Origin of the sequence: Streptomyces sp. NBC_00483, from assembly GCF_036013745.1 — a bacterium.
In the GTDB taxonomy this organism is placed as follows: domain Bacteria; phylum Actinomycetota; class Actinomycetes; order Streptomycetales; family Streptomycetaceae; genus Streptomyces.
The window spans coordinates 10,068,876-10,091,245 of record NZ_CP107880.1 but is presented as its reverse complement, the minus strand read 5'-3'; the positions used below and the strand labels follow the sequence as shown (position 1 = coordinate 10,091,245).

18 protein-coding genes are annotated in these 22,370 nt (G+C 71.0%); 2 read left to right on the top strand and 16 right to left on the bottom strand.

Going from position 1 to position 22,370, the window contains the following annotated elements; all coding sequences use genetic code 11:
• Positions 1-5: 5 nt before the first annotated feature.
• From OHA73_RS45060 to OHA73_RS45035, 6 genes are read right to left on the bottom strand one after another with little or no spacing between them, the layout of a single operon-like run.
• The gene (locus OHA73_RS45060) at positions 6-944 is read right to left on the bottom strand and encodes an ROK family protein (protein ID WP_327658331.1); all 939 of its coding nucleotides are present in this window, start codon (positions 942-944) and stop codon (positions 6-8) included.
• Positions 941-2,611, bottom strand: coding sequence for a hypothetical protein (locus tag OHA73_RS45055; protein ID WP_327658330.1), 1,671 nt, complete (start codon positions 2,609-2,611; stop codon positions 941-943). Before OHA73_RS45055 ends, OHA73_RS45060 begins: the two co-directional genes overlap by 4 nt.
• A gap of 48 nt (positions 2,612-2,659) precedes the next feature.
• The gene (locus OHA73_RS45050) at positions 2,660-5,830 is read right to left on the bottom strand and encodes a glycoside hydrolase family 38 C-terminal domain-containing protein (RefSeq protein WP_267073116.1); all 3,171 of its coding nucleotides are present in this window, start codon (positions 5,828-5,830) and stop codon (positions 2,660-2,662) included.
• Positions 5,831-5,881: 51 nt separating this feature from the next.
• The gene (locus OHA73_RS45045) at positions 5,882-6,694 is read right to left on the bottom strand and encodes a carbohydrate ABC transporter permease (RefSeq protein WP_266725288.1); all 813 of its coding nucleotides are present in this window, start codon (positions 6,692-6,694) and stop codon (positions 5,882-5,884) included.
• Between the two features lie 29 nt (positions 6,695-6,723).
• Positions 6,724-7,704 (bottom strand): carbohydrate ABC transporter permease, encoded by a 981-nt coding sequence (locus OHA73_RS45040; RefSeq protein WP_267073117.1) that lies wholly within the window; start codon positions 7,702-7,704, stop codon positions 6,724-6,726.
• Positions 7,701-9,032 (bottom strand): ABC transporter substrate-binding protein, encoded by a 1,332-nt coding sequence (locus tag OHA73_RS45035; RefSeq protein ID WP_267073118.1) that lies wholly within the window; start codon positions 9,030-9,032, stop codon positions 7,701-7,703. The genes OHA73_RS45040 and OHA73_RS45035 overlap by 4 nt, the downstream gene beginning before the upstream one ends.
• A 168-nt stretch (positions 9,033-9,200) precedes the next feature.
• Here OHA73_RS45035 and OHA73_RS45030 point away from each other — a divergent pair, with 168 nt between their 5' ends.
• A complete protein-coding gene (locus tag OHA73_RS45030) occupies positions 9,201-9,464 on the top strand; it encodes a hypothetical protein (RefSeq protein ID WP_327658329.1) in 264 nt (87 codons plus the stop codon).
• Here the strand turns inward: OHA73_RS45030 and OHA73_RS45025 are convergent.
• On the bottom strand, positions 9,362-10,867 hold the full coding sequence (locus OHA73_RS45025; protein WP_327658328.1) for an APC family permease: 1,506 nt from the start codon (positions 10,865-10,867) through the stop codon (positions 9,362-9,364). The two genes, OHA73_RS45030 and OHA73_RS45025, sit on opposite strands and share 103 nt — an antisense overlap.
• 30 nt (positions 10,868-10,897) lie before the next feature.
• Positions 10,898-12,064, bottom strand: a complete 1,167-nt coding sequence (locus tag OHA73_RS45020) for an aminotransferase class V-fold PLP-dependent enzyme (RefSeq protein WP_267073120.1) — start codon at positions 12,062-12,064, stop codon at positions 10,898-10,900.
• A 189-nt stretch (positions 12,065-12,253) separates the two neighbouring features.
• On the opposite strand from OHA73_RS45020, the gene OHA73_RS45015 reads away from it, so the two are divergent.
• Complete coding sequence (locus OHA73_RS45015; protein ID WP_267073121.1) at positions 12,254-12,943, top strand: FadR/GntR family transcriptional regulator; 690 nt, start codon at positions 12,254-12,256, stop codon at positions 12,941-12,943.
• On the opposite strand, the gene OHA73_RS45010 is transcribed toward OHA73_RS45015, so the two are convergent.
• The 8 genes from OHA73_RS45010 to OHA73_RS44975 all read right to left on the bottom strand — a co-directional run bounded on the left by OHA73_RS45010 (position 12,888) and on the right by OHA73_RS44975 (position 22,360).
• A complete protein-coding gene (locus OHA73_RS45010) occupies positions 12,888-14,030 on the bottom strand; it encodes an ABC transporter ATP-binding protein (RefSeq protein ID WP_267073122.1) in 1,143 nt (380 codons plus the stop codon). The two genes, OHA73_RS45015 and OHA73_RS45010, sit on opposite strands and share 56 nt — an antisense overlap.
• 16 nt (positions 14,031-14,046) lie before the next feature.
• On the bottom strand, positions 14,047-15,738 hold the full coding sequence (locus tag OHA73_RS45005) for an ABC transporter permease (protein ID WP_267073123.1): 1,692 nt from the start codon (positions 15,736-15,738) through the stop codon (positions 14,047-14,049).
• Positions 15,739-15,759: 21 nt separating this feature from the next.
• Positions 15,760-16,764: an extracellular solute-binding protein gene (locus tag OHA73_RS45000; protein WP_267073124.1), complete on the bottom strand. Its 1,005-nt coding sequence runs from the start codon at positions 16,762-16,764 to the stop codon at positions 15,760-15,762.
• Positions 16,761-18,212: a CehA/McbA family metallohydrolase gene (locus tag OHA73_RS44995; protein WP_327658327.1), complete on the bottom strand. Its 1,452-nt coding sequence runs from the start codon at positions 18,210-18,212 to the stop codon at positions 16,761-16,763. The genes OHA73_RS45000 and OHA73_RS44995 overlap by 4 nt, the downstream gene beginning before the upstream one ends.
• Before the next feature lie 154 nt (positions 18,213-18,366).
• On the bottom strand, positions 18,367-19,722 hold the full coding sequence (locus OHA73_RS44990) for an MmgE/PrpD family protein (protein WP_327658326.1): 1,356 nt from the start codon (positions 19,720-19,722) through the stop codon (positions 18,367-18,369).
• Complete coding sequence (locus tag OHA73_RS44985) at positions 19,719-20,615, bottom strand: polysaccharide deacetylase family protein (protein WP_327658325.1); 897 nt, start codon at positions 20,613-20,615, stop codon at positions 19,719-19,721. The genes OHA73_RS44990 and OHA73_RS44985 overlap by 4 nt, the downstream gene beginning before the upstream one ends.
• On the bottom strand, positions 20,612-21,484 hold the full coding sequence (locus tag OHA73_RS44980; protein WP_327658324.1) for a polysaccharide deacetylase family protein: 873 nt from the start codon (positions 21,482-21,484) through the stop codon (positions 20,612-20,614). The genes OHA73_RS44985 and OHA73_RS44980 overlap by 4 nt, the downstream gene beginning before the upstream one ends.
• A gap of 3 nt (positions 21,485-21,487) precedes the next feature.
• The gene (locus tag OHA73_RS44975; RefSeq protein WP_327658323.1) at positions 21,488-22,360 is read right to left on the bottom strand and encodes an ABC transporter substrate-binding protein; all 873 of its coding nucleotides are present in this window, start codon (positions 22,358-22,360) and stop codon (positions 21,488-21,490) included.
• Between the last annotated feature and the right edge of the window lie 10 nt (positions 22,361-22,370).

The window sequence follows — 22,370 nt, the reverse complement described above, 5'->3', positions numbered from 1 at the left end:
GGCCGCTACCGACCCGGCCCTGTGCGGTTCGTGTTCCGGGCGGCGACCGCGCGCGCCGCGCCCAGCAGCGCCGCGTCGCCGGCGAGGGCGGCGGGGGCGGCGGGGCGCATCGCACGAGTATGCCGCGTGGCAGGCGGCCCGCTCACGTCGGCCGCCTCGGGTGGCCAGCCGCCCTTGGCCAGGCCCGTGTGCAGCGCCGGTGCGACCAGGTCCCAGGAGCGTGCCATCGACCCTCCGACGACGAGTGCGGTCGCCTCGAACGCGGCGAGGCGCGGGCCGAGGGCGGCGCCGAGTATCCCGAACGCCTCGTCCAGGACGCGGCGGGCAAGTCGCTCCCCGGCGCGGGCCCGTTCGGCGATGTCGCGCACGTCGACGCCCTGTTCGCCGTACCGGGCCACCAGGGCGCGGCGGGACACGGACTCCTCCAGTGGTCTGCCGTCGACGGTCGTCAGGTCCATGCGGCCCTCGGGCGGAACTCCGGGGCCCCGGTCGAGGATGCGGCCGTCGCCGAGAAAGGCGGAGCCGACCCCCGTGCCGAGGGTGATGCCCACGACGCGGGCGTGTCCGGTGGCGGCTCCCACCGCGCACTCCCCCAGCAGGAACGCGTGCGCGTCGTTGAGGAAGACCATTCCGCCCGGCCGCTTGGCCATGCCGTCGAGCAGCGCGGCCCGTACGTCCACCCCGTAGAGCGCCTCGAACTTGCCGACGTCCGCGAAGAGTCCGATGCCGCGCGCGTAGTCGAAGGGGCCGGGCAGGGCCACGCCCCAGGTGGTTCCCGCGGGGGTGTCCAGCGCGTCGGCGCAACGGCACACCGCGCCGAGGATGTCCTCGGCGCGGGCGCCCGGGTCGAGCGGCCGGTGGGTGCGCCGCTCGACCCTGCCGTCGGCCGGGTCGACGAGGCCCGCGGTGACATGGGTGCCGCCGACCTCGATGACCGGGATCACCGGACGAGCGCCTTCACGACCCGCACAGGACCTCCGTCGGCCGCGCGCAGCCGGTACCGGCCGACGGCCGCGGGCACGGTGAGTGTCTCCGCGTAGGACAAGGCGTGGGTGTCACCTGCTTCGGTGTGCAGGGTGACACCGTCGCCGTCCACCACGTTCAGTACGTGGAAGCGCCCTGCGGTGTCGTCCTGGGCCTCGGCGCCCGCGTCGAGCGCGTACCTCCTCACCTCGTAGAACATCTCGTCGAGCGCGCCGATGACCTCCTCGCGCCAGCCGTCCCCCTCGCGCAGGGTGCGCGGTCGCTGTACGAGGTCGCGGGCGACGGCCTCGCCGCGCCGTGTGGTGTCCAGGTTGGCGAAGCCGTGCTCGTACGGCAGGGGGCGGGGGTTGCCGTCGGCGTCGGGCCTGAGCCAGTCGTAGAAGCGCAGGCTGTACAGGTACGGGGTGGCGCTGATCTCCAGGACCAGATTGCCGGCGCCGCTGGCGTGCGGGGTGCCGGCCGGGATGAGGAACAGCTGCCCCTGTTCGGCGGGGAAGGCGTGGACGTGGTCCTCGACCTCCATGGGTGTGCCCTGGGCCGCTGCCGCCTCGACCTGCTTGCGGAAGGCGACGACGTCGGCGTCCTCGCGCAGGCCGAGGAAGACCTTGGTGTCGGGGCTGCCGATGGACATGTAGTACGTCTCGTGCTGGGTGTAGGACCAGCCGAACTTCTCGCGCATGTACGTCTCTTGGGGGTGGCAGTGCAGCGAGAGGTTGCCGCCCCCGACGGTGTCGAGGTAGTCGAAGCGGATGGGGAACGAGGTGCCGAAGCGGGCGTGTGGCTCCTCGCCGAGGACGCTGTCCGGCTCCAGTGCGCACATCAGCTGGAACGGCACCTCGACCTGCGCCTCGGGGCCGGTTCCGACGAGGATGCCCGCCTCGGGTGCGATGAGTTCGTAGCCGAGCGCCGTGTTGCGGGATCCGGGGTTGAAACCGAGTTCGTTCTGCGCCCAATGCCCGCCCCAGGGCGTCGAGTTGAAAAAGGGGCGGGTGCGCACCGGTTGGCGGGCCAGGGCGGCGCAGGTGGCGCGCAGGCCGGGGCCGTCGAGCCAGGTCGGGTTGCCGGGGTCCTGGAGGTCGAGCCAGCCGTCGATGCGGGGGGCGAGGGTGTCGCGGTGCCGGTCGAGCATGGGCCAGTCGGTGTAGAACAGCCGCCGCGGGTCCGGCTTCTCGCCCGGGAGGCCGAGGTTCGTGCCCGGGGTGCCCGCGACCGTGGCCGCTTCCGCGTGCCGCTTGGGTACGTCGGCGTACCAGAGCAGGTCGTGTGCGACGAGGGCGGCGCCCGGCCCGTACACGACGAGGAGTCCCTCGGCGGGGGCCTCGGGTGTGGGCACCGTGTCGAAGAGGTCGTCGAGCGGGTTCTCGGCGAGGTTGCGGAAGTAGGGGTCGTCCGCGCCCTCCGGGTGGCCGACGCGGGCGCGGATCTCGGCGGGTGGCGCGTAGTGGTCCCGTACGTCGAGCAGTGTCGCGCCCGACAGGTGTGCGGCGAGCGCGTCCCAGTCGACGGACGGCGGCCCGTCGATCGCCAATACCGCCGGTGTTGACGGGAGTTGAGCCACCACCTGCTCCCAGCCGGCGGCGAGGACGGCGTCGGGAGCGGGGGCGTAACGCGGGTCGTGCCGGTACACAGAGTCTCCTTTACGCAGAGGTGCGCCGTGTCGGCGTCACCAACGCCGTCAACGTCGGAAGAGCACCGCGATGGTGCCGAAGGCGGGGACGTCAACGGTGACCTCGCCGTCCTCCAGGGAGAGTTCGTCTCCTGCCCGGCCGTGATAGTCCGCGATCCGCGCCGACGCGACGGGGAAGAGCGCGCGCACCGGGCAGGCCACGGGTTCCTCGGCGAAGGACTGGAGGCGCAGCAGCACGGCTCCTTCGGCGTCCGGTGTGGTGGCGCCGACGAGTCGTACGCGCGGGTCGCCGACGCTCGCGAAGGCCAACCGGTCGGCTGCGTCCGCGCTGACGGCCCCGCGGGCCCGCACCGCGTGCAGCGGACGCGAGGTGCCGGCGGCGGTGCGCGGGCCGAGTCCCGCGACGTCGGCGCCGGTGGCGCAGGAGAGCGAGTACCGGAAGGTGAACTCGAAGGCCTGCTCGCTGGGGAAGTTGGTGTCCCACAGGTTGTTGTGGATCCACGAGTAGACGGTGGCGGGCTCGTCGTGGTTCATCGTCTTCGGGAACGGTGCGTACGGCAGCGCGATGTTGCCGAACTGGACGAGCGGCGCGTCCTGCGTCGCCCAGCCGACGGCGAGGCCGTCTTCCTGGAGCGTGATCCAGCGGCGCACGGCCCGCATGTGCAGGGCGGAGCCGGGAACCACGGGGAGGTCGGTGCCGGTCGCGCCGCCCGAGGCCTCCATCCGCACGGTGGGTGTCTCGAAGGCGAAGGGGAACGCGAAGTAGGCGCTCTCCTTGCCGAGGGTGGCGTCCTTGTCGACCTGGTTCTCGATGTCGAGGCGGCCGATGCCGTGCGGCAGGGTGAGCGTGGTGCGTACGCGGTTGGCGCCCGGCGGGCGGGTCTCGTACGTGAGGGTCTCGGCGGTGGCCGTGGAGCGGCGGGCGATGAGCGCGGCGGGCGGCGCGACGGAGCGCTTGCCGAGGTGTTCCAGGCGGTCCGAGGCGGTGGTGCGGCTGGAGTTGTGGTTGAAGCCTCCGGACGTGGTGTAGCTGTCGTGGATGTAGGCGTTGAAGCCGGTGATGGCGTCGGCTCGGACGAGCTCGCGGCCGGTCGCCCTGTCGACGACGGAGGCGATGCAGGCGCGGGCCAGGTCGACGCGGACGGTGAGGTGCTCGTTCTTCAGGAGCAGCGGGTCGGTGTGGGCGTGGGCCGCGGCGGCGGTGTCGGCCGGGTTCTCGCGCTCGCTGCCACCGGTGGGGTTCCAGCCGGTGGCGGTCTTGACGGCGGTCGTCTCCTGCGCGGCGCCGCCCGCGGTGTCGGCGGCGCGGATGTCGACGCGGACGGAGCCGGCGGCCGGTACGTCGTCGACGCGGACGAGGAGGAAGCGGCCCGCGTCGCGGTGCTCCTCGTTGACCTGCGGCCGCTCCTCGTGGGTCAACTCGGCGCCGGTGCGGGCGTCGTGGACGGTCACGGCCTGTTCGAGCGGGACGCTGGATTCCGGCAGGAAGAGCTCGGCGACCTCGGTGCGCGGCCAGGAGCAGGTGTTCACCACGTGGTACGCGGCCGGGGTGTCGGCGGGCCGGGCGAGGCGCTGGCCGAGGCGGGCGTTCGCACGGTTGAGGAGGGACTGACCGTCGTCGCGGGCGCGCACGGCCTGGCCGTACTTCCAGTGCCACTGCTGCTCGCCGGAGTGACTGTGGTCGTGGCCGTGGGTCCAGGGGTCGCCCGCGCCCCAGGTGTGTTCGTCGAAGAGGGACACCGCTTCGTACACACCCGCCGAGTCACGTGTGTCGTCGGCCGCCCCTTCCGCGCCGAGCACGCCCGCGAACGTACCGAGGGTCTGCGCGTCGGCGACGACGGACTGGGCGGTGCGGGCCATCGACAGCGGGTGGGCGCCGGAGCCGACGCCGTCGACCCACCAGTCCGTCCAGTCGCCCTCGAAGGTCTGGATCTTGTCGCCGAGCCGGTTCTCGGCGTCGGTGAAGAAGTCCTCGTTGCGGGACAGGCGCAGCTGCGGGTAGGCCCAGGTCTCGTTCCAGCGGCGCACGGTGTCGGCGATGATGCGGCGCGGCGGCGCGTTGTCGCCGAACTTGCCCTGGACGCGCAGGTGCAGGACGTCCCATGGGTACGGCTCGCGCTTGATCTCCCGCTCGTCCATGGCCCAGCCGAAGACGCCACCGCGGTACGGGTAGGGGTTGCTGGCGAGGGAGGTCAGGTAGGCGGGCAGCAGGTCGTCGACGGAGGAGTAGTCGGTGTCGAAGCCGAGCAGCGGCCCCTCCATGTACGCGAGGCCGTGCGGGGTGTCGGTCATCCAGACGAGCACGCTGTTGCCGCTGGGCGCCTGCCAGCGGAACAGGCGCGGCAGCTTCTCGCCGCCGACCAGGTGGGGCACGGAGCGTCCGGCCCAATTGTGCGCCACCGAGAGGTACTTGACTCCTGCGGCACTCAGCGCGTCGACCATGCCGACGACATGGCCGGGTACGTCGGTCTGCATCGCCGAGGTGAAGTCGACGCCGTGCTCGTCCCGCACCTGGTGGGCGAGGCGCAGCAGTTCGTGCAGCTCGTCGGTGGAGCAGGTCTCGCTGTGCAGGTTGAACGGCAGCGCGGTGAGTTCGATGCGGCCCTCCTGGACGCGGCGTACGAACTCCTTGACCTGCTCGGCCGGGCGGGCGTCGGCCCACTGTTGGAACGAGAGCAACGACTCGACACACCAACGGAACTGGGACTCGGGCTCCCAGTCGTCGGTGGCCTGCGTCAGCTCCAGGCAGGAGTCGAGGAACGAGAGGTGTTCGGCGAGGACGCGGCCCTGCGGGTCGGTGTAGCCGATGTCGAGGTGCGAGTGGTGGACGAGGTGGATGGTCCACTCGCGCTGCGGAGTGAGGGTGACGTCGATGCCGTCTCCGCCCGCCCCGGCCACCGTGACGCGCTGCGCGGTGTCGACGGCGGGCAGCAGGAGGCGCACGGAGCCGTTCGGCCCGGCGATGCGCTCGGCGGGCAGCGGCGCCCCGGACTCGGTGCGCACGGTGAGTTCGGCGGGGACGGCACCCCCGTTCACGACCTGCACGCGCAGCGACTGCAGCAGTCCGCCGTCCTCCGCGCGGCGCATCAGTGGTTCGACGGTGAGCCGCAACGGGCTGCCGGACAGGCTGCCTTCGGCGCTCACGACGGAGCCTCGCAGGCTCTCCCGGATGCGGTCGTTGTCCCAGTCGGTGGTGCGGACGAGGGCCCGTGTGGTCATGCGGACTTCTCCAACTCTGGCGGTGGGGACGGAGATCGAGGGGCGGACGGCTCAGCGGGTGGCGGCGGTGACACCGCGCAGGAACAGGCCGCGGAACGTCAGGAAGACGACGAGGGTGGGCAGGGAGACGATCAGCGCGCCGGCCAGGATGACGGGCGGGCCTGACGAGGCGTAGGCGTTGTTGAGGCTGGTGAGGGCGGCCATCACCGGCTGGACGTCGGGGCTGCGGCTGAGCGTGATGCCGAACAGCAGGTCGTTCCAGACGGCGGTGAACTGGAAGATGAACGCCGCCGCGAGGCTGGAGCCCATCAGCGGCACATGGATGCGCCAGAAGATCCGCCGGAACGAGGCACCGTCGATCATCGCGGCCTCGGTGATCTCGGGCGGCATCGTGGTCATCTGGTTGCGGATGAGGAAGAAGGCGAAGGGGATCGACCACGCCACGTAGATGAGCATGAGGCCGAGCCGGGTGTCGTAGAGGTTGCCGTCGGCGTACATGCCGAACAGCGGGGCGAGGAACATCTGCAGGGGGAAGAGGGTCCCCGAGTAGATGAGCCAGAACCAGAACGCGGGCCTCGGAATGGGCAGCACCACCACGGCGAACGCGGCCATGGCGGCGACGAGCACGGCGGCCGCGCCGCACACCACCGCGTACATCAGGGAGCCGAGGAAGCTCTCGCCGATGCCCGCCTCGTTCCAGGCGGTCACGAGGTTGTCCCACAGCGCGAAGCCGTTCGGCGCCCAGTCCGCGTTCCCGCTGTACGAGCCGACGGGTGTCAGCGCGTTCACGACCAGCAGGTACAGAGGGACCAGCCAGAGCACCACGCAGCCGGCGACGAAGAGATTGCGGAAGGTCTTTCCCACGGGTGTCACTCCTTGTCGAACGGCTCGGGTCAGCGCGGGGACGTCTCGGGCAGCTGCCTGCGCAGATACAGCCACGAGGAGGCGACGACGATGACGGACAGGACGAGGGCGATCGCGGAGCCGTAGCCGATGTGGAAGAGCCGGAACGCCTCGCGGTACATGGTCAGTGCGAGGGTCTCGGAGGAGCGGGCCGGGCCGCCCTGGGTGAGGACCCAGATCATGTCGAAGGCCTTGAGGCTGTTGACGATGGCCATGCCGACCACCACCACGGTCACGGACCGCAGTTGGGGCAGTGTGATGTGCCGGAACATCCGCCAGCCCCGCGCCCCGTCCAGCTCGGCCGCCTCGATGGTCTCGCGCGGGATGGCGCGCAGGCCGATGGCGAAGAGGACCACGTTGAGCCCAGTGGCCTGCCAGGTGCTGGCCACGATCATGGAGAGGGTGTTCTGCGGCCACTCCAGGAGCCATGGCTGGGCGAGGGAGCCGAGGCCGATGGCGTCGAGGACCTGGTTGAGGGAGCCCTCCGAGGTGAGGATGAACTTCCACAGCACGGCGGTCGCGGCGCCCGAGACCGCGTACGGCAGCACGATGACGGACTGCGCGATCAGCCCGAAGCGCATCCGGTGTGTGGCCACGGCGATGGCGAGTCCCGCCAGGACCGGGAGCAGCAGGGTGCCCACCACCCACATCAGGGTGTTGAGCAGCGAGCGGCCGAAGATGGGGTCGTCGGCGAGCCGCGTGAAGTTGTCGAGTCCGGTGTAGTGGCTGGTGAAGCCGTTGTCCTCGAAGAAGCTGCCGTAGATGCTGCGCAGGAACGGGTACACGAGGAGCACACCCACGAACAGCAGGGCGGGCAGCGCCCACGGGACCCCGGCGAGCGGGCCACCGAGCCGGCCCGTGCCCTTCCGTCCGCCACCCGCCTGGTGGGGTGTGCGGGTGGGGATCCGGCGCCGGGGCGGTGTCACCTTGGCGGCTTCGACGGGTGCGGTCGTACGCACGGTCTCGGTCATGCCTTCTCCGCCTCCCGCCACACCGGCCATGCCTCGTCGGCGCGGCCCTGCATCGTGCGCAGCACCGACCGGTACGAGGACGGGTCGATCAGGGCGGCGGCGAGGTCGTCGACGGTCGACTCGACGAGTTCGGGCGGGCCCAGCTCCCAGAAGCGGTTGATCTTGCGGGCCTTCGTCTCGCGTACGGTCCGGGTGACACCGTCGATCATCACGTTCGCGGGCGGGACGGCCGGGTTGGGGCAGCCGTCCTGCAGGGCATGCGAGAAGGCCTTCATGACCCGGGGGTGTGTCCACGCGCCCGCCGCCCGCAACGCCTCCGCGCGGTCGGGTCCGCGGACCGTGCACACCAGGGCGCTGGTCTCGAAGACCACGGCGGGGCGGACGCGGGTGTTCTGCATCGGCAGCACGAACGCGTCGACGTTCTTGCCGGGCTTGCCGCCGACCCCGGCGAAGGTCCCGCCGAGCCAGGACCCGCAGGCCACCATGCCGACCTTGCCGTGCACCACACGCGCGGCGGCCATGGAGTGGTCCATGTCCAGTGACGTGAACCAGTCCTTGTCGGCGAAGGAGGCGATGGTGCGCATGGCCTGTTGGGCGGGCCCGTCGGTGTAGCGGGCGCGGCCGTTCATCAGGTCGTCGTAGAACTGCGGGTTCTGCCGGGTGAGGATCTCCTGGAACCAGATGAACGCGGGCCACCGGCCGGCCGTCGTCGCGTGCAGCGGCGTGATGCCCGCGCGCTTGAGGCGGTCGGCGGTGTGCAGGAAGTCGTCCCAGGTCTCCGGCTTCTTCAGGCCGTTGGCCCGGAAGACCTCCGGGTTGTAGAAGAAGACGTAGTAGGCGAGGTTCATCGGCAGTCCGTAGACGCGGCCGCGGTAACTGAGCGCGGACCGCAGCGCCGGGTCGGCCCAGCCCTTGCGGACGGCGCCCGCCCAGTGGTCCGACAGGTCCTCGATGCCGCCGGTGCGGGCGAGGTCCTGGAGCCGGTAGCCGGACCAGTACTTGAGCATGTCCGGTGTCTTGTTGGTGCGCAGCGAGGACTTGACGACCTGCTCGAAGGACTCCAGGGACGGGATGACCTCGGGCACGAGCCCGATGCCGTCGACCTTGCGCATCGCCTCCCCCGCCGCCTTGATCGGCGGCGCCCACGTCTGGTTGTCCCCGTGCAGGGCCACCTCGCCGGGAGGCTGCCCGGCGGCGGTGCCGCACGCCGAGAGGAGCGGCGCCGACGCGGTGGCCACGGCACCGGCGGCAGCCGCCCGCAGCAGGGCGCGTCTGCCGGGCCTTGCGGCCGGAAGAGCTGGACCGATGGACGGCTGACGGCCTGTCATGGGGCGGCTCCCTCAGGCGGACTCAAGATCGTGTTATCGATAACACGCGATGCCGGGAGCATGGCGTGTGCACGAGCGGGGCGTCAATGGGCGCGTCAGGGCGAATCTTTGGGTGGGGGTGTGACGTGGTGTTCCCGCGGAAAGTGACGGGGTGTCAGCAACTATGGCGTGAGTGTTCCCACGCAAAGTGACGAGGTGTCGGCGGCGGTGGCGCGCGGCGACACACCAGAGCCGGACATGGCGCGCGAGGAACGGGCGGCATGTCCGGCTCTGGTGGCGGACGGCTGCTACAGCTACGGCTACGGCTACAGCTACAGCTACAGCTACGGCTACGTGCGCAGGGTCTCCTCGGGCTCCGGGGACCGCGCCACCGCCTCGTCCGACAACTCCCCCGAGGCGACACGGCTGTTGCGGCGCCCCCACACCCCGTAGATCACCAGGCCCACCACCATCCACACCAGGAACCGCACCCAGGTGATCAGCGGCAGGCTGCCGACGAGGACCACGCACAGGAGCAGTGCCACGACGGGGACGACCGGGACCCACGGCGTACGGAAGCCGCGCGGCAGGTCGGGGCGGGTGCGGCGCAGGTACATCACGCCGACGCAGACGACCACGAACGACGTCAGCATGCCGATGTTGCCGAGTTCAGCGAGGTCCTGGATGGGCAGGACCGCCGTCATGAAGGCGACCATCAGGCCCAGCGTCCACGTGATGCGGCGCGGGCTGCGCGTGGCCGGGTGGACGTGGGAGAACCACTCGGGCAGCAGTCGGTCGCGGCTCATCGCGAGGAAGACCCGGCTCTGCCCGAGCAGCATGATCATGACGACGGTGGTGAGCCCGCAGATGGCGCCGATGCCGACGACCCGCACCGCCCAGTCCGCGCCGACGGAGGCGAGAGCGGCCGTCACCGGGGCGCCCGTGTTCAGGTGCGGGTACGCGCGCATGCCGGTGATGACGAGGGCCACCGCGACATACAGGGTGGCGCACACCGCCACGGTCGCCATCAGCGCGATGGGGAGCGTGCGTTGGGGCCGCTTGGCCTCCTCCGCGTTGCTGGCCATGATGTCGAAACCGGAATACGCGCCGAAGACGATCGCCCCGCCGGTGAGGATGCCCGCGAAGCCGAACGTGGCGTTGGTGCTGATGCCGGCCCAGCCCAGCAGCGGCTGCTCCCAGAAGTCGCCGTCACCGCCCGGCGGGCGCGAATCGGGGATGAAGGGCGACCAGTTGGCGACATCGATGTGGAACACGCCGACACACAGGAACACGACGATCGCGACAAGTTTGACCAGCGTCATGACCGTGTTCACGCGGGCGGTCGTGCGGACGCCGGAGGCCAGGATCGCGGTGAGGACGAGGATGATCAGGACGGCCGGCACGTTGACCACCGCGTCGGGCCCGACGATCGACGACGGAAGGTGCACACCGAACGTGGCGAGGAAGTCGGCGACGTACTGCGCCCACCCACTGGCCACCGCCCCCGCACCCATCGTCATGTCGAGGATCAGGTCCCAGCCGATCAGCCACGCCACCAGCTCACCGAGCGAGACATACGCGAAGGTGTACGCGCTGCCCGCGACCGGCACGGTGGAGGCGAACTCCATGTAGCAGAGCGCCACCAGGGCGGAGGCGAGCGCGCCGAGCAGATAGGACAGGGCGATGGCGGGACCCGCGTAGTTGGCGGCCGCGGTGCCGGTGAGCACGAAGATGCCCGCGCCGATCGTGACCCCGATGCCCATCATGGTGAGCTGGAGCGGCCCCAGGGTGCGGGTGAGCCGGGTCGTGGGACGTTCGGCGTCCCGCAGGGTCGCCTCGATGGATTTGGTGCGCACGCTGACTGGCCCTTCGGGTACGGACGTGGGTTACGAGGCGGTCGCGGCCAGTGCCGTCGGCAGCTGGTCGGCCAGGTACGCGTAGTCCTTGCGGTCGTTGTAGAGGTGTGCGGACAGGCGGAGGAAGCCGCGGCCGTTCCAGGTCGTGACGGCCGTCTCGCAGCCGATCGTGTCGGCGAGGTGGCGTCCCAGCGCGTGCGCGGCGTCCTGGTCCGACGCCGCACCGTCGGGCAGCGGAACGAGGCGCATGGCCGGGGCGGGGCTGCCGCCGACCGGGCCGGTGTCCACGCCCAGGGCGTCCGCGAGCAACTGCTGGGCCTCCCCCGCCAGTTCGGCCATGTCCCGGCGCGCGGCGTCCCAGCCGAACCGCTCCTCGATGAAGTCCAGGGAGCGCGGCGCCGCGAGCCAGGGGGTGAGGTCCACCGTGCCCTGCTGGTCGAAGCGCTCGGGGAACGGGTAGGGGGCGCCCCAGGAGTCGGTCAACGGGTGCAGGCGCTGCGCCCGGTCGCCGCGCGACACGAGGGCGGCCGTGCCGCGGGGCGCGCAGGGCCACTTGTGCAGGTTGCCCACCCAGAAGTCGGCCTCGCCCGCGTCGGCGAGGGGGTCGGCGAGCATGCCCGGCGCGTGCGCCCCGTCGACGAGCACGAGGGCTCCTGCCGCGTGGGCGTGCGCGACGATGTCGGCGACAGGGAAGAGGCGGGCGGTGGCCGAGGTGATCTGGTCGACGACCACGAGGGAGGTCGGCGCGCCGGTGTCACCGAGGGCATCGGCGAAGAGCGCGGCGATCTGCGCGGGTGTCGCGTCGAGTGGGATGTGCAGGGTCCGTACGCGCGCGCCCGCGCGCTCGGCGGCCCGTGTCACTCCCATGGTGACGGCGCCGTAGGAGTGGTCCGTGAGCAACACCTCACTGCCGGGCGGCAGTTCGAGCGAGCTCAAGACCGTACTGATCCCGGCGCTGGCGTTGGGCACGAGCGCGAGGGTGTCCGGGGCGACGCGCAGATACCGGGCGATGTCGGTGCGGGCCCGCGCCACGCGCTCCGGGAGTCCGCGGAACCAGCGGCACGGGTTGGTCTCCATCTCCGTGCGCAGTGCTCGCAGCTCGTCGAGGGTGACGCGGGGCACGGCGCCGAAGGAGCCGTGGTTGAGGTGGCGTACGTCGGGGTCGAGCGCCCAGGCGTCGAGGGGGTGGGAAGACATGTCACTCCGCGAGTCATCCGATGACTGTGTCCGGTCGGGTCGTACTCGCAGGACCGTAGGCGGTAAATTGCCCGCTGAACAGGGGTGGTTGGGAATCCTGAAAATCTTCCTCACAACCACCTGCCAGATTCATCGGATGACTCCTCGGACGACACGAGGACAAGACGCGAGGACAAAGGGGGCAGGACGATGACGGCCACCGACACGGCGGCAGCGGGACTGCGGGCGATGATCGCGAGCGGTGAGCTGGCTGCGGGCGCGCAGCTGCCGCCGGAGCCCGACCTGTGCGCCCGGCTCGGGGTGTCACGCGGCTCGCTGCGCGAGGCCGTACGCTCGCTCGCGGCGCTCGGGATGCTCGAACCCCGGCACGGCGCGGGCACGTTCGTCTCCGCGCTGCGTCCGGCGCACATGCTGGCGGGCTTCGCCGCGATGGTCGACGTGCTCCCCCTCGACGGCATCCTGGAACTCTTCGACACCCGGCGCGCCGTGGAGTGCCAGGCGGCCGCGCTGGCGGCGGCCCGCGCCGACGGGAAGGTGGTCGCGCGGCTGCGGGAGCTGCAGGAGCGCCTGAGCGCGACCGAGGACGAGCAGGAACTCCACGACCTGGACCACGAGTTCCACACCACGATCTGCGCGGCCTCCGGCAACGAGACCCTGGCCGCGCTCGCCGGCGTCCTGCGCTCCCGGGGCCGCCACTACAACGTGTACGGCTCCGCGCAGGGCACGGCGGTCCGTGCCGCGAGCGACCAGGGCCACGAGGCGCTCATCGACGCGCTCGCCGCCCACGACCCCACCGCGGCGGCAGCGGCGGCGGGCGCGCACCTCACCCGGACGGAGAGGTGGCTGCGGCAGCTGCGCCCTGCGCCGGAACCGGGCTGACGGGGCGGTCGAGCGGGACGAGGCAGCCCCCGAGCGCGCGGATTCCGACCGTGTCCCCGGGGCGGGCCGTCAGCGGCGCGCGATGGGCGACCAGGCAGCGGGTGCCGTCGGCGAGACGGACCGAGCTGGTGCGGCCCCTGCCGTGGTACGTGGTGCGCTCGAGGGTGCCCTCCCAGTGGCACTCGGCGTGCCCGGGCTCGACCACGGTCAGGTCCTCCGGGCGCAGGGCCAGTTGGCAGGGCGCGTCATCGAGACCGCCTGCGCGCTCCGCGATCTCGGCGAGCGGCCGGGCGGACGGCAGGTCGGGTACGAAGCCCGTCGGTGTGCGCCGTCCCGCGATCAGCGTGACCTGGCCGACGAAGGACGCCACGAAGGAGGTCGCGGGACGCTCGTAGATGTCGGAGGGCGAACCGACCTGTTCGATGCGGCCGTTGTTCATGACCGCGACGACGTCGGACATCTCCAGCGCCTCCTCCTGGTCATGGGTGACGTAGACGGCGGTGATCCCGGCCTCGCGTTGCAGGGTGAGCAGTTCGTGGCGCATGTCGACGCGCATCTTCGCGTCGAGGTTGGACAGCGGCTCGTCGAGCAGCAGGACGGTCGGGCGCAGCGCCAACGCCCGTGCCATCGCCACGCGTTGCTGCTGGCCGCCGGAGAGCTGGCCGGGGAAGGCGTCGGCGCGCTGGGCGAGGCCGACCTGGTCGAGGGTCGCGTGCACGCGGCGGGCGATCTCGGCCTTGGCCAGCTTGCGGAGCTTCAGGCCGTACGCGACATTCTCGCTCACTCTCATCTGCGGCCACAGCGCGTAGTTCTGGAACACGAATCCGACGTCTCGCTTCCAGGGCGGGACGGTCGCCACGTCGCGGTCCCCGAAGCTCACCGTACCGCTGGTCGCCGTCTCGAACCCGGCGAGGATGCGCAGCAGCGTGGTCTTCCCGCAGCCGGAGGGCCCGAGCAGGGTGGTGAAGGACCCGGCGGGGACGGACAGGTCGATGCCGTCCAGCGCCAGGTGCTTGGGGAACTGCTTGCGGACACCGGAGATGGTGACGCCCACGGAGGCGACGGAAGCGGGCAGGTCTGTGGCCATGTTGGGTGGAGTCCCGTCACGAGGTTCTGAGGTCGGAGAAGCGGCGCCGGACGAAGTACAGGGGCACGTAGACGCTGACCATCAGGACGACGGTCATCGCGGAGGCGACACCGAACGGGCTGCCGGGCTGCACCGCGTTGTTGAAGATCACGACGGTCATCGTGACGAAGGGGACCGCGTAGACCATGATCGTGGCGCTCAGTTCGGTGATCATCTGGAGGAAGGCGACGGTGCCGCCGGAGACCACGGCCGGCCGGATCGCGGGGAGCGTCGCCTGCCGGAACGCCCGCAGGGGCTTGGCGCCGACACTGATCGCGGCTTCTTCGAGGGCCGGGTGCACCTGGGTCATGGCGGCCTCGACGGACTTCATGAAGTACGGCAGGCGTCGGGTCAGATAGGCGAGCACGATGATGGTCGCCGTCCCGGTGAGGATGAGCGGCGCGCTGTTGAAGCTGAGGATGAGGCCGATGGCGAGGACGGTGCCCGGCAGGATGTACGGGATCATCACCATGATGTTGAGCGCCGGGGCGAGGACCCGGTAGCGGCGGCGCACCGTGATGTAGGCGGTGAGGACGCCGACGAGGATGCACAGCACGCATCCGATGCCGGCGAGGACGAAGCTGGTGAGGATGGTGCCCAGGTCCTCGGCGAACAGCTGCCGGTAGTTGGCGAGGGTGGGCGTCCAGGTCAGGATGCCGGTCTGCCAGGTCAGGAAGCTGGTCCCGATGACGACGAGGTGGGGCACGAAGGAGACGAAGAAGATCAGGCAGAGCCAGCCGGTCATGAGGTACTTCTGGGCCCGGCCGACCGGCTGCAGCGGCCGGGTCCGCACGCCCACCGACGCGTAGGTCCTGCGCCGCAGTGCCCACTGCTGCACGGCGAGGGTGGCTCCGGCGACCGTGAGCATGACGAGGCTCGCGGAGGAGGCGAGGGCGGGGTTGGTGCTGACCTCGCTCAGGAACTCGTTGTAGACCTGCACCGGGAGCATGCGGTAGCCGCCGCCGATGATGAGCGGGGTGCCGAAGTCCGCGAAGATCTTCATCGCGGCCGTGTAGAAGCCGGTGACGAGGGCCGGAACGGAGAGCGGCAGGACGATGCGCAGCCGGGTGCGCCACGGGTTGCTGCCCACGCTCGCGGCGGCCTCGTCGAGGCTCGGGTCGATGGACCGGAAGGTGTCGTAGGCGATCAGGAACGTCATCGACTGGGTGGCCCAGATGGTCACCCAGATGATGCCGCCCGGCCCGATGATGGTGTCGAACGGCAGCGGGACGACATCGGTGAGGATGCCGCCGCGCCCCAGCAGCATGACCCAGGCGTAGGCGCCGAGGAACGGTGGCGAGACGGTCGCCATCGTCGCGAGGGTGAGGAAGAGGCTGCGCCGCGGCAGGTCGTACTGGGCGAGCAGATACGCCGCCGGGATCCCCACCAGGCACGACAGCAGTCCGGCGACGAGGGACACCAGCACCGAGTGCCACAGGGCCTCGGTGAAGCGGGCGGTGGTGAAGAACTCCGCGAAGTGCGCGAGGGTCGCCCCGCCGTGGCCGTCACTGAACGCCGCTGTGACGATGCGCAGTTGGGGCAGCACGACGATGGCGAGCAGCAGCAAGGTGAGCAGGACGGCGATGAGGACCCAGATGCCGGGCCGTCTGCGGGGCCGCCGGGCAGCGGTTCCCGTCTTCGCCTCGGGCGGGGTGTCGGTCGTGGTCATGTGACGTTCCGGGGCCCGCCGCTACTTGGCGCCCGACGCGGCGTCGAACGTGTCGAGTACCTTCGGCTGTTCGCTCACGAACTCCTCGGGCGACTTGGCCAGATGGAGGCTCTTGCCCTCGGCGAGTCCGGACGGGGCGGGCAGGTCGGTGCGGGCCGAGCGGCGCCCGACGGCGTCACTCATGACCTGCTGTCCCTTGGCGGACATGAGGTAGTCGACGAAGGTCTTCGCGTTCGCGGTGTGGGGCGCGTCCTTGATGACGGCCGCGGCGCCGATCTGGTTGGAGACCACGTCGGTCGGATAGACCAGCTTGAGCGGCGCCTTGGCCTTCACCCAGGCATTTCCCAGGTCCTCATTGATGAAGGCCACCGGGAACTCGCCATTGCGTACGCCCTTGAACATGGCGTCACTGCTGTCGGTGACCTTGGCGTTGGGGAGGAACCTGTCGACGTAGTCCCAGCCGTACTTGCTCACCATGGCAGCGAGAACCGAGTAACCGGTCCCGGAGGAACGGGGGTTGGCGAAGCCGATGCCGCCCTCCTTCTTCCACTTCGGGTCGGCGAGGTCCTTCATCGTCTTCGGGTAGTCGGCCGGGTTCTTGACGCGGTCGGTGTTGACCGCGATGGCCTGGTAGAGCAGATCGGTGGCGTGCCACTGGTGCTTGGGGTCGGTGGCCACCATGTGCTTGTCCTGGCCGAGTTCGGCCGGTGCCCAGATCCCCTTGCCCGCGACGGCCTTGTAGTTCTCGATGGATCCACCCCACGCGACGTCACCGAGGGGGTTGGCCTTCTCGCCCTGGATACGGCTCATCAGGGGGCCGGTACCGGAGATCGCGGTGAGCGTCACCTTGATGTCCGGGTGGGCCTTCTCGAAGGCCTTCACGATGGGGGCCGTCACCTCGGGCCCGGAGGAGGTGTAGACGACAAGTCCCTTGCTGTCACCGGACTTCTGCCCGCCAACGACGGAACTGCATGCGGTGAGGGCGAGCGCGGTGACGGCGAGGACACAGACACGTACAGATCTCATGCGGAGTGCCTTTCTGCTTCCCGCCGGGTCGTGGCGGCGACCCACACGGGGTTGGAGACGGCGAGAGAGGAGGCGTGCGAGCGATTGCACGAGGCCCAGAAGTAGGGGTCGTCGCTGGAGGCGTGCAGCTCGGCGCGGTAGTGGCCGGGGAGCGGGCGCGGGTCGCTCACACGGATGCGCGCGGGCCCTCCGGCCTCCACTGGTTCCATGTGCCAGAGCAGCCCGCCCCGCAGGATGAACAGGACGGCGGGCCGCGACGTGTCGACCTCTACGTCGAGATGGACGGCCCCGCCCGGTGACACGGCCACGGTCCCACCCATCGTGCACTCGCCGGAGTCGCTACGGGCGGACAACCGCAGCCCGGCCCCGCGGGACACGTACGCCTCGCCCGCCCGCAGCGCGCCGAGGATGCCCTCGCGGCTGCGCTCCGCCCGTACGACGGTGGTGACTTGGCCGAGCCGGTGTTCGGGCTTCTGGGGGTGGTGGCAGTCGGTGCCGGCGACGCCGGTGATGCGGTGCCCGGCGCCGAGCAGCCGGTCCCACAGCCCGACGGCCGCGTCGTTGTTGGCGCCCTGACCGAAGTTGTCGATCTCCAGGAGGTCGACGTCGTCCCAGGTGTGGTCGTCCCTGCGCCACGCCTGGCGGCCGCTGAAGGGATGGTTGACACCCACGAGCCCGTCCTGGGCGTGCACCTCGCGGGCGGCGTCGGCGAAGTCCCAGCCCTCGGCGTCGACGTAGGTGCCGGGCCACCGGGACAGGCCGTGCAGATTGGCGTGGCCGAAGTGCGAGGTCAGCTCGATGGACCGCAGGAGTACGAGCCCGTCGGCGGCCCCCTGCTCCTCCAGACGCGCGAGTTCCGCCCAGTGACTGGACGTGAAGTGGTCGCTGACGGCGAGGAAGTCGAGCCCGGCGGCGCGGGCGGCGTCCAGCAGGGCGTGGGGGTCGGCGGAGCCGTCGCTGTGCAGGGAGTGCGAGTGGAGCTCGCCGCGCAGCCAAGTGGCGGGCGCCTGCGGAGCCGATGCCGGTGCCGCCCGCTCACCTCGCGTACGCCTTACAGGGGTGACGGCGCCGGCATCCGCATCGTCCACATACACCCGCAGCTCGTAGCTCCCGCCCTGCGTGAACCGGTCGAGATCGATGCGGATGGTCCACTCCCCGGCGGGCAGCGGCCCTGCATGGCACCCGAGGTCGGCGCGCTCCTCCCGCACCTCGAAGGCCAGTCGGCGGGGCCCGGGATCACCGGGGCACTGCACGTGGCCGCGCAGGAACCCGTCGGGGTCGAGGGCGGCCGCGTAGAGCTGGAAGCAGTCGGTGACCTTCTCGAAGTCCAACTCGACGCGGAGCGTGCCGGCGCCCTCCGGGAGGGCGAGGACACGGTCCAGATACTGCTCCGTGATCGACGCGGGGTCGATGGTGCGGGTCTCCCGCAGAACACGGCGGCTGCTCACCCGGCCTCCTTGAAGTGCCACCATGAGCGCCGCCGGCCCCCGGCGATCACCCGGGCTGCGCAGACTCGCTCACCAACTTGCAAGAACGTGCGCATAGTTGAGCACGCTTCTTCGCAGCGCGCCAGCGAGTGCGCAGAATTGTTCGGCGGGATCGCTACGGAGCGAGGTTCGCCCCCAGCGCCCGCGCATCCCCTTCCGCCGCCAGGCCGAGCACGACCTCCTCCAGCGCCCGGACCCGAGCCGCAGGGAGCACTCGGCCGGCGAGCCCACGGAACTTCTCCCGGACGGCCGCTTCGGAGAGCGGGTTCCCCGGTGAGCCACTGGGTTCGTCGACCCGGAGCGACCAGCGTCGCCCGTCGGTGCTGGTCACGGTGACGACCGGCTCCTCCTCCGCCCGCATCGCTTCGTCCACCTCGAGCTCGACGCGCTCCATGGCGGCGAGCAATGAAGCCCGGTCGACGGTGTCGCCGACGTAGGCCTCAAGTCCCGCATGACCATGGGCGATGACGGCGGCCAGCGCACAGGGGAGGCTGAGCTGCGCCGCTGCCGTCGTCGCGATCTCGCGCCCACCGCACATGCCGTGCAGGAACGGGCTCAGGCTCACGTGGACGGTGGCGATGTCGTCCGCGGCCAGGTTCCCGTCGGCCATGATGGCGAGCAGGGCGTCGACCGATGAATGGGTGCCCCGGCACGAGGCGTACGGCTTGAGGGAACTGCGCATGATCTTCCAGTTCCGCCCCAACTCCTCGGTCAGCGCTCCCGGTTCGCCCTCCTTGCCCGCGTACGTGGCAAGCACGCCGCCCCAGGTGTCGTCGAAGACCGCCGAAGGACCCGTCATCCCGGCCGCCGCCATCCGCGCCGCGAGCAGGCCGCTCTCTGCCGCGCGGCCCGCGTGCAGCCGCTTGGTCATGGCTCCGTCGTGGACGAACGCCCAAAGGCCCGCGCTGCCGCTGGACGCCAGGCCGAGGGCCGCCTCCGTCTGGCGGGCGGTGAGGCCGAGGACGTGGGCTGCCGCGGCCGCCGCACCGAAGGGGCCGCAGGTTCCGGTGGAGTGCCAACCGGCTCCGTTGTGCGCCTCATAGCCGCCGAGCGCTTCGAGCATCCGGCGGCCCACGTCGTACCCGAGGACGATCGCGGTGAGCAGTCGGGCGCCGCTCACCGGGGTGGCCCCGACGGCGGCGGCCGCCAGCGCGGCAGGCACGACGACCGCGCCCGAGTGGTCGCAGCCACCGGTGTCGTCGACCTCGTAGGCGTGGCTGGAGACACCGTTCACCAGGGCCGCCGCCCGTGGTGTCAGTCGCTCGCGCGTCCCCCACACCGGGGCTTCGCCACGCTCCTCGCCGAGCACCGAGAGGGCGATCCCGGTCTCCTCGCTGTGTGCGCCCGCGAGGCCGGCTCCGAGGGTGTCCAGGAGGTGGAGCGTCGCCTTGCGCGTGGCGGCTTCCGGCAGGTGCTCGTACATGGTGTCGGTGATCAGGCTGGCGAGCCGCGTAAGGGGGCTCGGTGTCATACGGCGGCCTCCCGTTCCGCCCGGAGCCGGGCGAACAGGTCCGCCGGGTGGCCGGGGTCGTTGTCCGGGTGGTTCGTCCGCCACCAGTCGGCGACCGGCGAACCGGTCGTGATCCACACGTCGGGGTGGGCCTTGATGTGGGTGATCAGGTCCCGGACGAGCCCGATCCTGCCCGGTGTCCCCGTCACCTCGGGGTGCAGCCGCAGCACGTAGCACAGCCCGTAGCGGTGGTGTGCCGCGAATTCCTGCGTCCAGTTGCCGAGGACGTGCGCGTACGACGCGATGCGCGACTGGCCCGTCGGGAAGGGTGGTTCGAGGTTGAAGAAGAAGTACTGGTGGTCCTCCAGTTCGTACTGGACCGGGATCTCGACGACACCGCCCGTGCCGGGGTGGAGGTAGGGCAGGTCGTCGCCGGGTGACGAGGAGGACCAGTCGAGGCCCGATGCGGCGAAGTGGGCACCGAGTCCCGGCTTCCACTCCCCGGCAGGGGTACGGAAGCCGCGCACGGGCGCACCGGTGACCTGGCACAGCCGGTCGGCTCCGTCGTGGACGGCGCGTATCTGCTCGTCGAGCGTCAAGGGCTGGAAGTCCTCGTGCGCGTCACCGTGGGAGGCCAACTCGTGTCCGGCGGCCGCGATGCGGCGCACCGCGTCGGAGTGCTGTTCCGCGTTGCGTCCTGGCACGAACCACGTGGTGGGGACGTCGAGTTCGGCGAAGAGTCCGAGGAGCCGGTCGATGCCCCGGTCGGTTCCGTAGCGGCCGACGGACAGGGTCTTGCCGCGGTCCGCGATGGCGGGCGAGCCGCTCAGGAGGGCGAGGTCGGCATCGTGGTCGATGGTGATCATGACGGCGGCGCGGGCGCCGTTCGGCCACCGGCCGTGGGTGTCGTTCATGCGGCGACCGCCTCCGTTCCCTGCCCGCTCTCGATCCACCAGTCGGCCACGTCGTTGCAGTTCGCGAACCAGACGTCGTCGTGTGCGCGCATGTGGGCGATGAGTTCCTCCAGGATCAGCAGGCGGCCGGGCCGCCCGGAGACCTTCGGGTGGAAGAGGGTCGTCAGGCAGAGCCCTTCGGCCCGGTAGCCGTCGAACTCGCGCTTCCAGTTGTCGAGGGTCAGGGCGTAGCTCGCGATCCGGTCCTGGCCGCTGGGGTAGTCCGGGTTGCGGTGGTAGGCGAGGAAGGCGTAGTCGTCCATGTCCCAGCGGGCCGGTATCTCCACGAGGTCGGTCGTGGCGCCGTCGAGGGTGTGCCGGTACGGGCGGTCGTCGCCGCGCATCGAGCTCGAGTAGCGGAAGCCGTGCTCGCGCAGGACGCGCGGGGTCTCGGGGTGCCAGTCGCCAGACGGGGAGCGGAAGCCGGTGGCCTCGACGCCGAGGACGTCGCGGAACACCCGCTGGCTGCGGGTGATCACGGCGTGCTGTTCGTCGACGGTCAGGTCGTAATAGCACTCGTGCCGGTAGCCGTGGTGGGCGACCTCGTGGCCGCGCTCGACGATGCGGCGGCAGGCCTCGGGCCAGTGCTCCACCACCCAGGCCGGGGCGAAGAAGGTGGCGGGGACCCCGGCGTCGTCGAGGAGGTCGAGCAGCCGGGGCAGTGCCCGGTGGGGTCCGTAGCCGCCGAGGGCGAAGTAGCCGGGCCGGTCCCACAGGGAGCCGTCGAGCATGGCGCCGCCGGTGGGGCCGTCGAGGTCGAAGGCGAGGGCGACCGCGGCGCGGTGCCCGTGCGGCCAGCGCGGCGGGCGCGGGTCGACAGGGGTGTGCATGAGTCAGTCCTCAACTCGGTTGAACGTGGGCGCGGTTGCCCCGTAGGACATGCCGGCCTTCTTCAGGATCCGCTGGTAGGTGCCGTCGGCCCGGATCTGCCGGAAGCCCTTGAGTACGAGCCGTGCCATGGGCTTGTCGTCCTTCTTCACCACGGCGGCGAACGGCTTCGCCGGGATCGGGTCGAGGACCGCCTTGAACCGTCCGGGTTCGGTGCGGTCGAAGAAGGCCAGGTTCTCGCCGCCCTGGATGGCGACGTCCGCGCGCTTCTGCTCCAGTTGCAGTCGGGCCGCGGCGCCGGAGTCGGTGGGCAGGACGCGGATGGCGGGCTTGCCCTTTCCTGTGCAGTACCTCTTGTTGTAGTCGAGTGCCTGGCCGTAGTAGTCGGTCGTCTTGCTGACGGCGAGCTTGCGGCCGCACACGTCGTCGCCGTCACGGAAGTCGTCGGCGCGGCCCGGCAGTGTGTAGAAGCGGCCGACGGTGTCGAAGTAGTCGACGAAGTCCACGGTCTCCTGGCGGTCGACGGTGTCGGAGATCCCTGACATCACCATGTCGACGCGGGAGGTGGTCACGGAGTTCATGAGCTGGTCGAACTTCTGCTCCTGGAACGTGACCTTGAGGCCGAGCGCGGCGCCGAGCGCCCGCGCGAGGTCGACGTCGACGCCCACCACGCGGTTGGTCTTCTCGTCGCGGTACTCCATCGGCGGGAAGTCGGGCGACAGGCCGACCTTGAGCTCCTTGTCCTCGGTGATGGAGGGCGGCAGGCCGCCCTTGCCGGCCGCCGACGCGGGCATGCTGGTGCTGACACAGCCGGTGAGCGCGGCCGTCGCGGCGAGGCAGGCCGCGACCGCCGTGAGTGCCCGGAGCGAACGGGACATGGCTTCTCCT

Bases quoted from the DNA above. Each gene is read 5' to 3' on its own strand.
- OHA73_RS45050 (WP_267073116.1), bottom strand. From the start codon at position 5,830: ATGACCACACGGGCCCTCGTCCGCACCACCGACTGGGACAACGACCGC.
- OHA73_RS45040 (WP_267073117.1), bottom strand. From the start codon at position 7,704: ATGACCGAGACCGTGCGTACGACCGCACCCGTCGAAGCCGCCAAGGTG.
- OHA73_RS45035 (WP_267073118.1), bottom strand. From the start codon at position 9,032: ATGACAGGCCGTCAGCCGTCCATCGGTCCAGCTCTTCCGGCCGCAAGG.
- OHA73_RS45020 (WP_267073120.1), bottom strand. From the start codon at position 12,064: ATGTCTTCCCACCCCCTCGACGCCTGGGCGCTCGACCCCGACGTACGC.
- OHA73_RS45015 (WP_267073121.1), top strand. From the start codon at position 12,254: ATGACGGCCACCGACACGGCGGCAGCGGGACTGCGGGCGATGATCGCG.
- OHA73_RS45010 (WP_267073122.1), bottom strand. From the start codon at position 14,030: ATGGCCACAGACCTGCCCGCTTCCGTCGCCTCCGTGGGCGTCACCATC.
- OHA73_RS45005 (WP_267073123.1), bottom strand. From the start codon at position 15,738: ATGACCACGACCGACACCCCGCCCGAGGCGAAGACGGGAACCGCTGCC.
- OHA73_RS45000 (WP_267073124.1), bottom strand. From the start codon at position 16,764: ATGAGATCTGTACGTGTCTGTGTCCTCGCCGTCACCGCGCTCGCCCTC.
- OHA73_RS44990 (WP_327658326.1), bottom strand. From the start codon at position 19,722: ATGACACCGAGCCCCCTTACGCGGCTCGCCAGCCTGATCACCGACACC.
- OHA73_RS44985 (WP_327658325.1), bottom strand. From the start codon at position 20,615: ATGAACGACACCCACGGCCGGTGGCCGAACGGCGCCCGCGCCGCCGTC.
- OHA73_RS44980 (WP_327658324.1), bottom strand. From the start codon at position 21,484: ATGCACACCCCTGTCGACCCGCGCCCGCCGCGCTGGCCGCACGGGCAC.
- OHA73_RS44975 (WP_327658323.1), bottom strand. From the start codon at position 22,360: ATGTCCCGTTCGCTCCGGGCACTCACGGCGGTCGCGGCCTGCCTCGCC.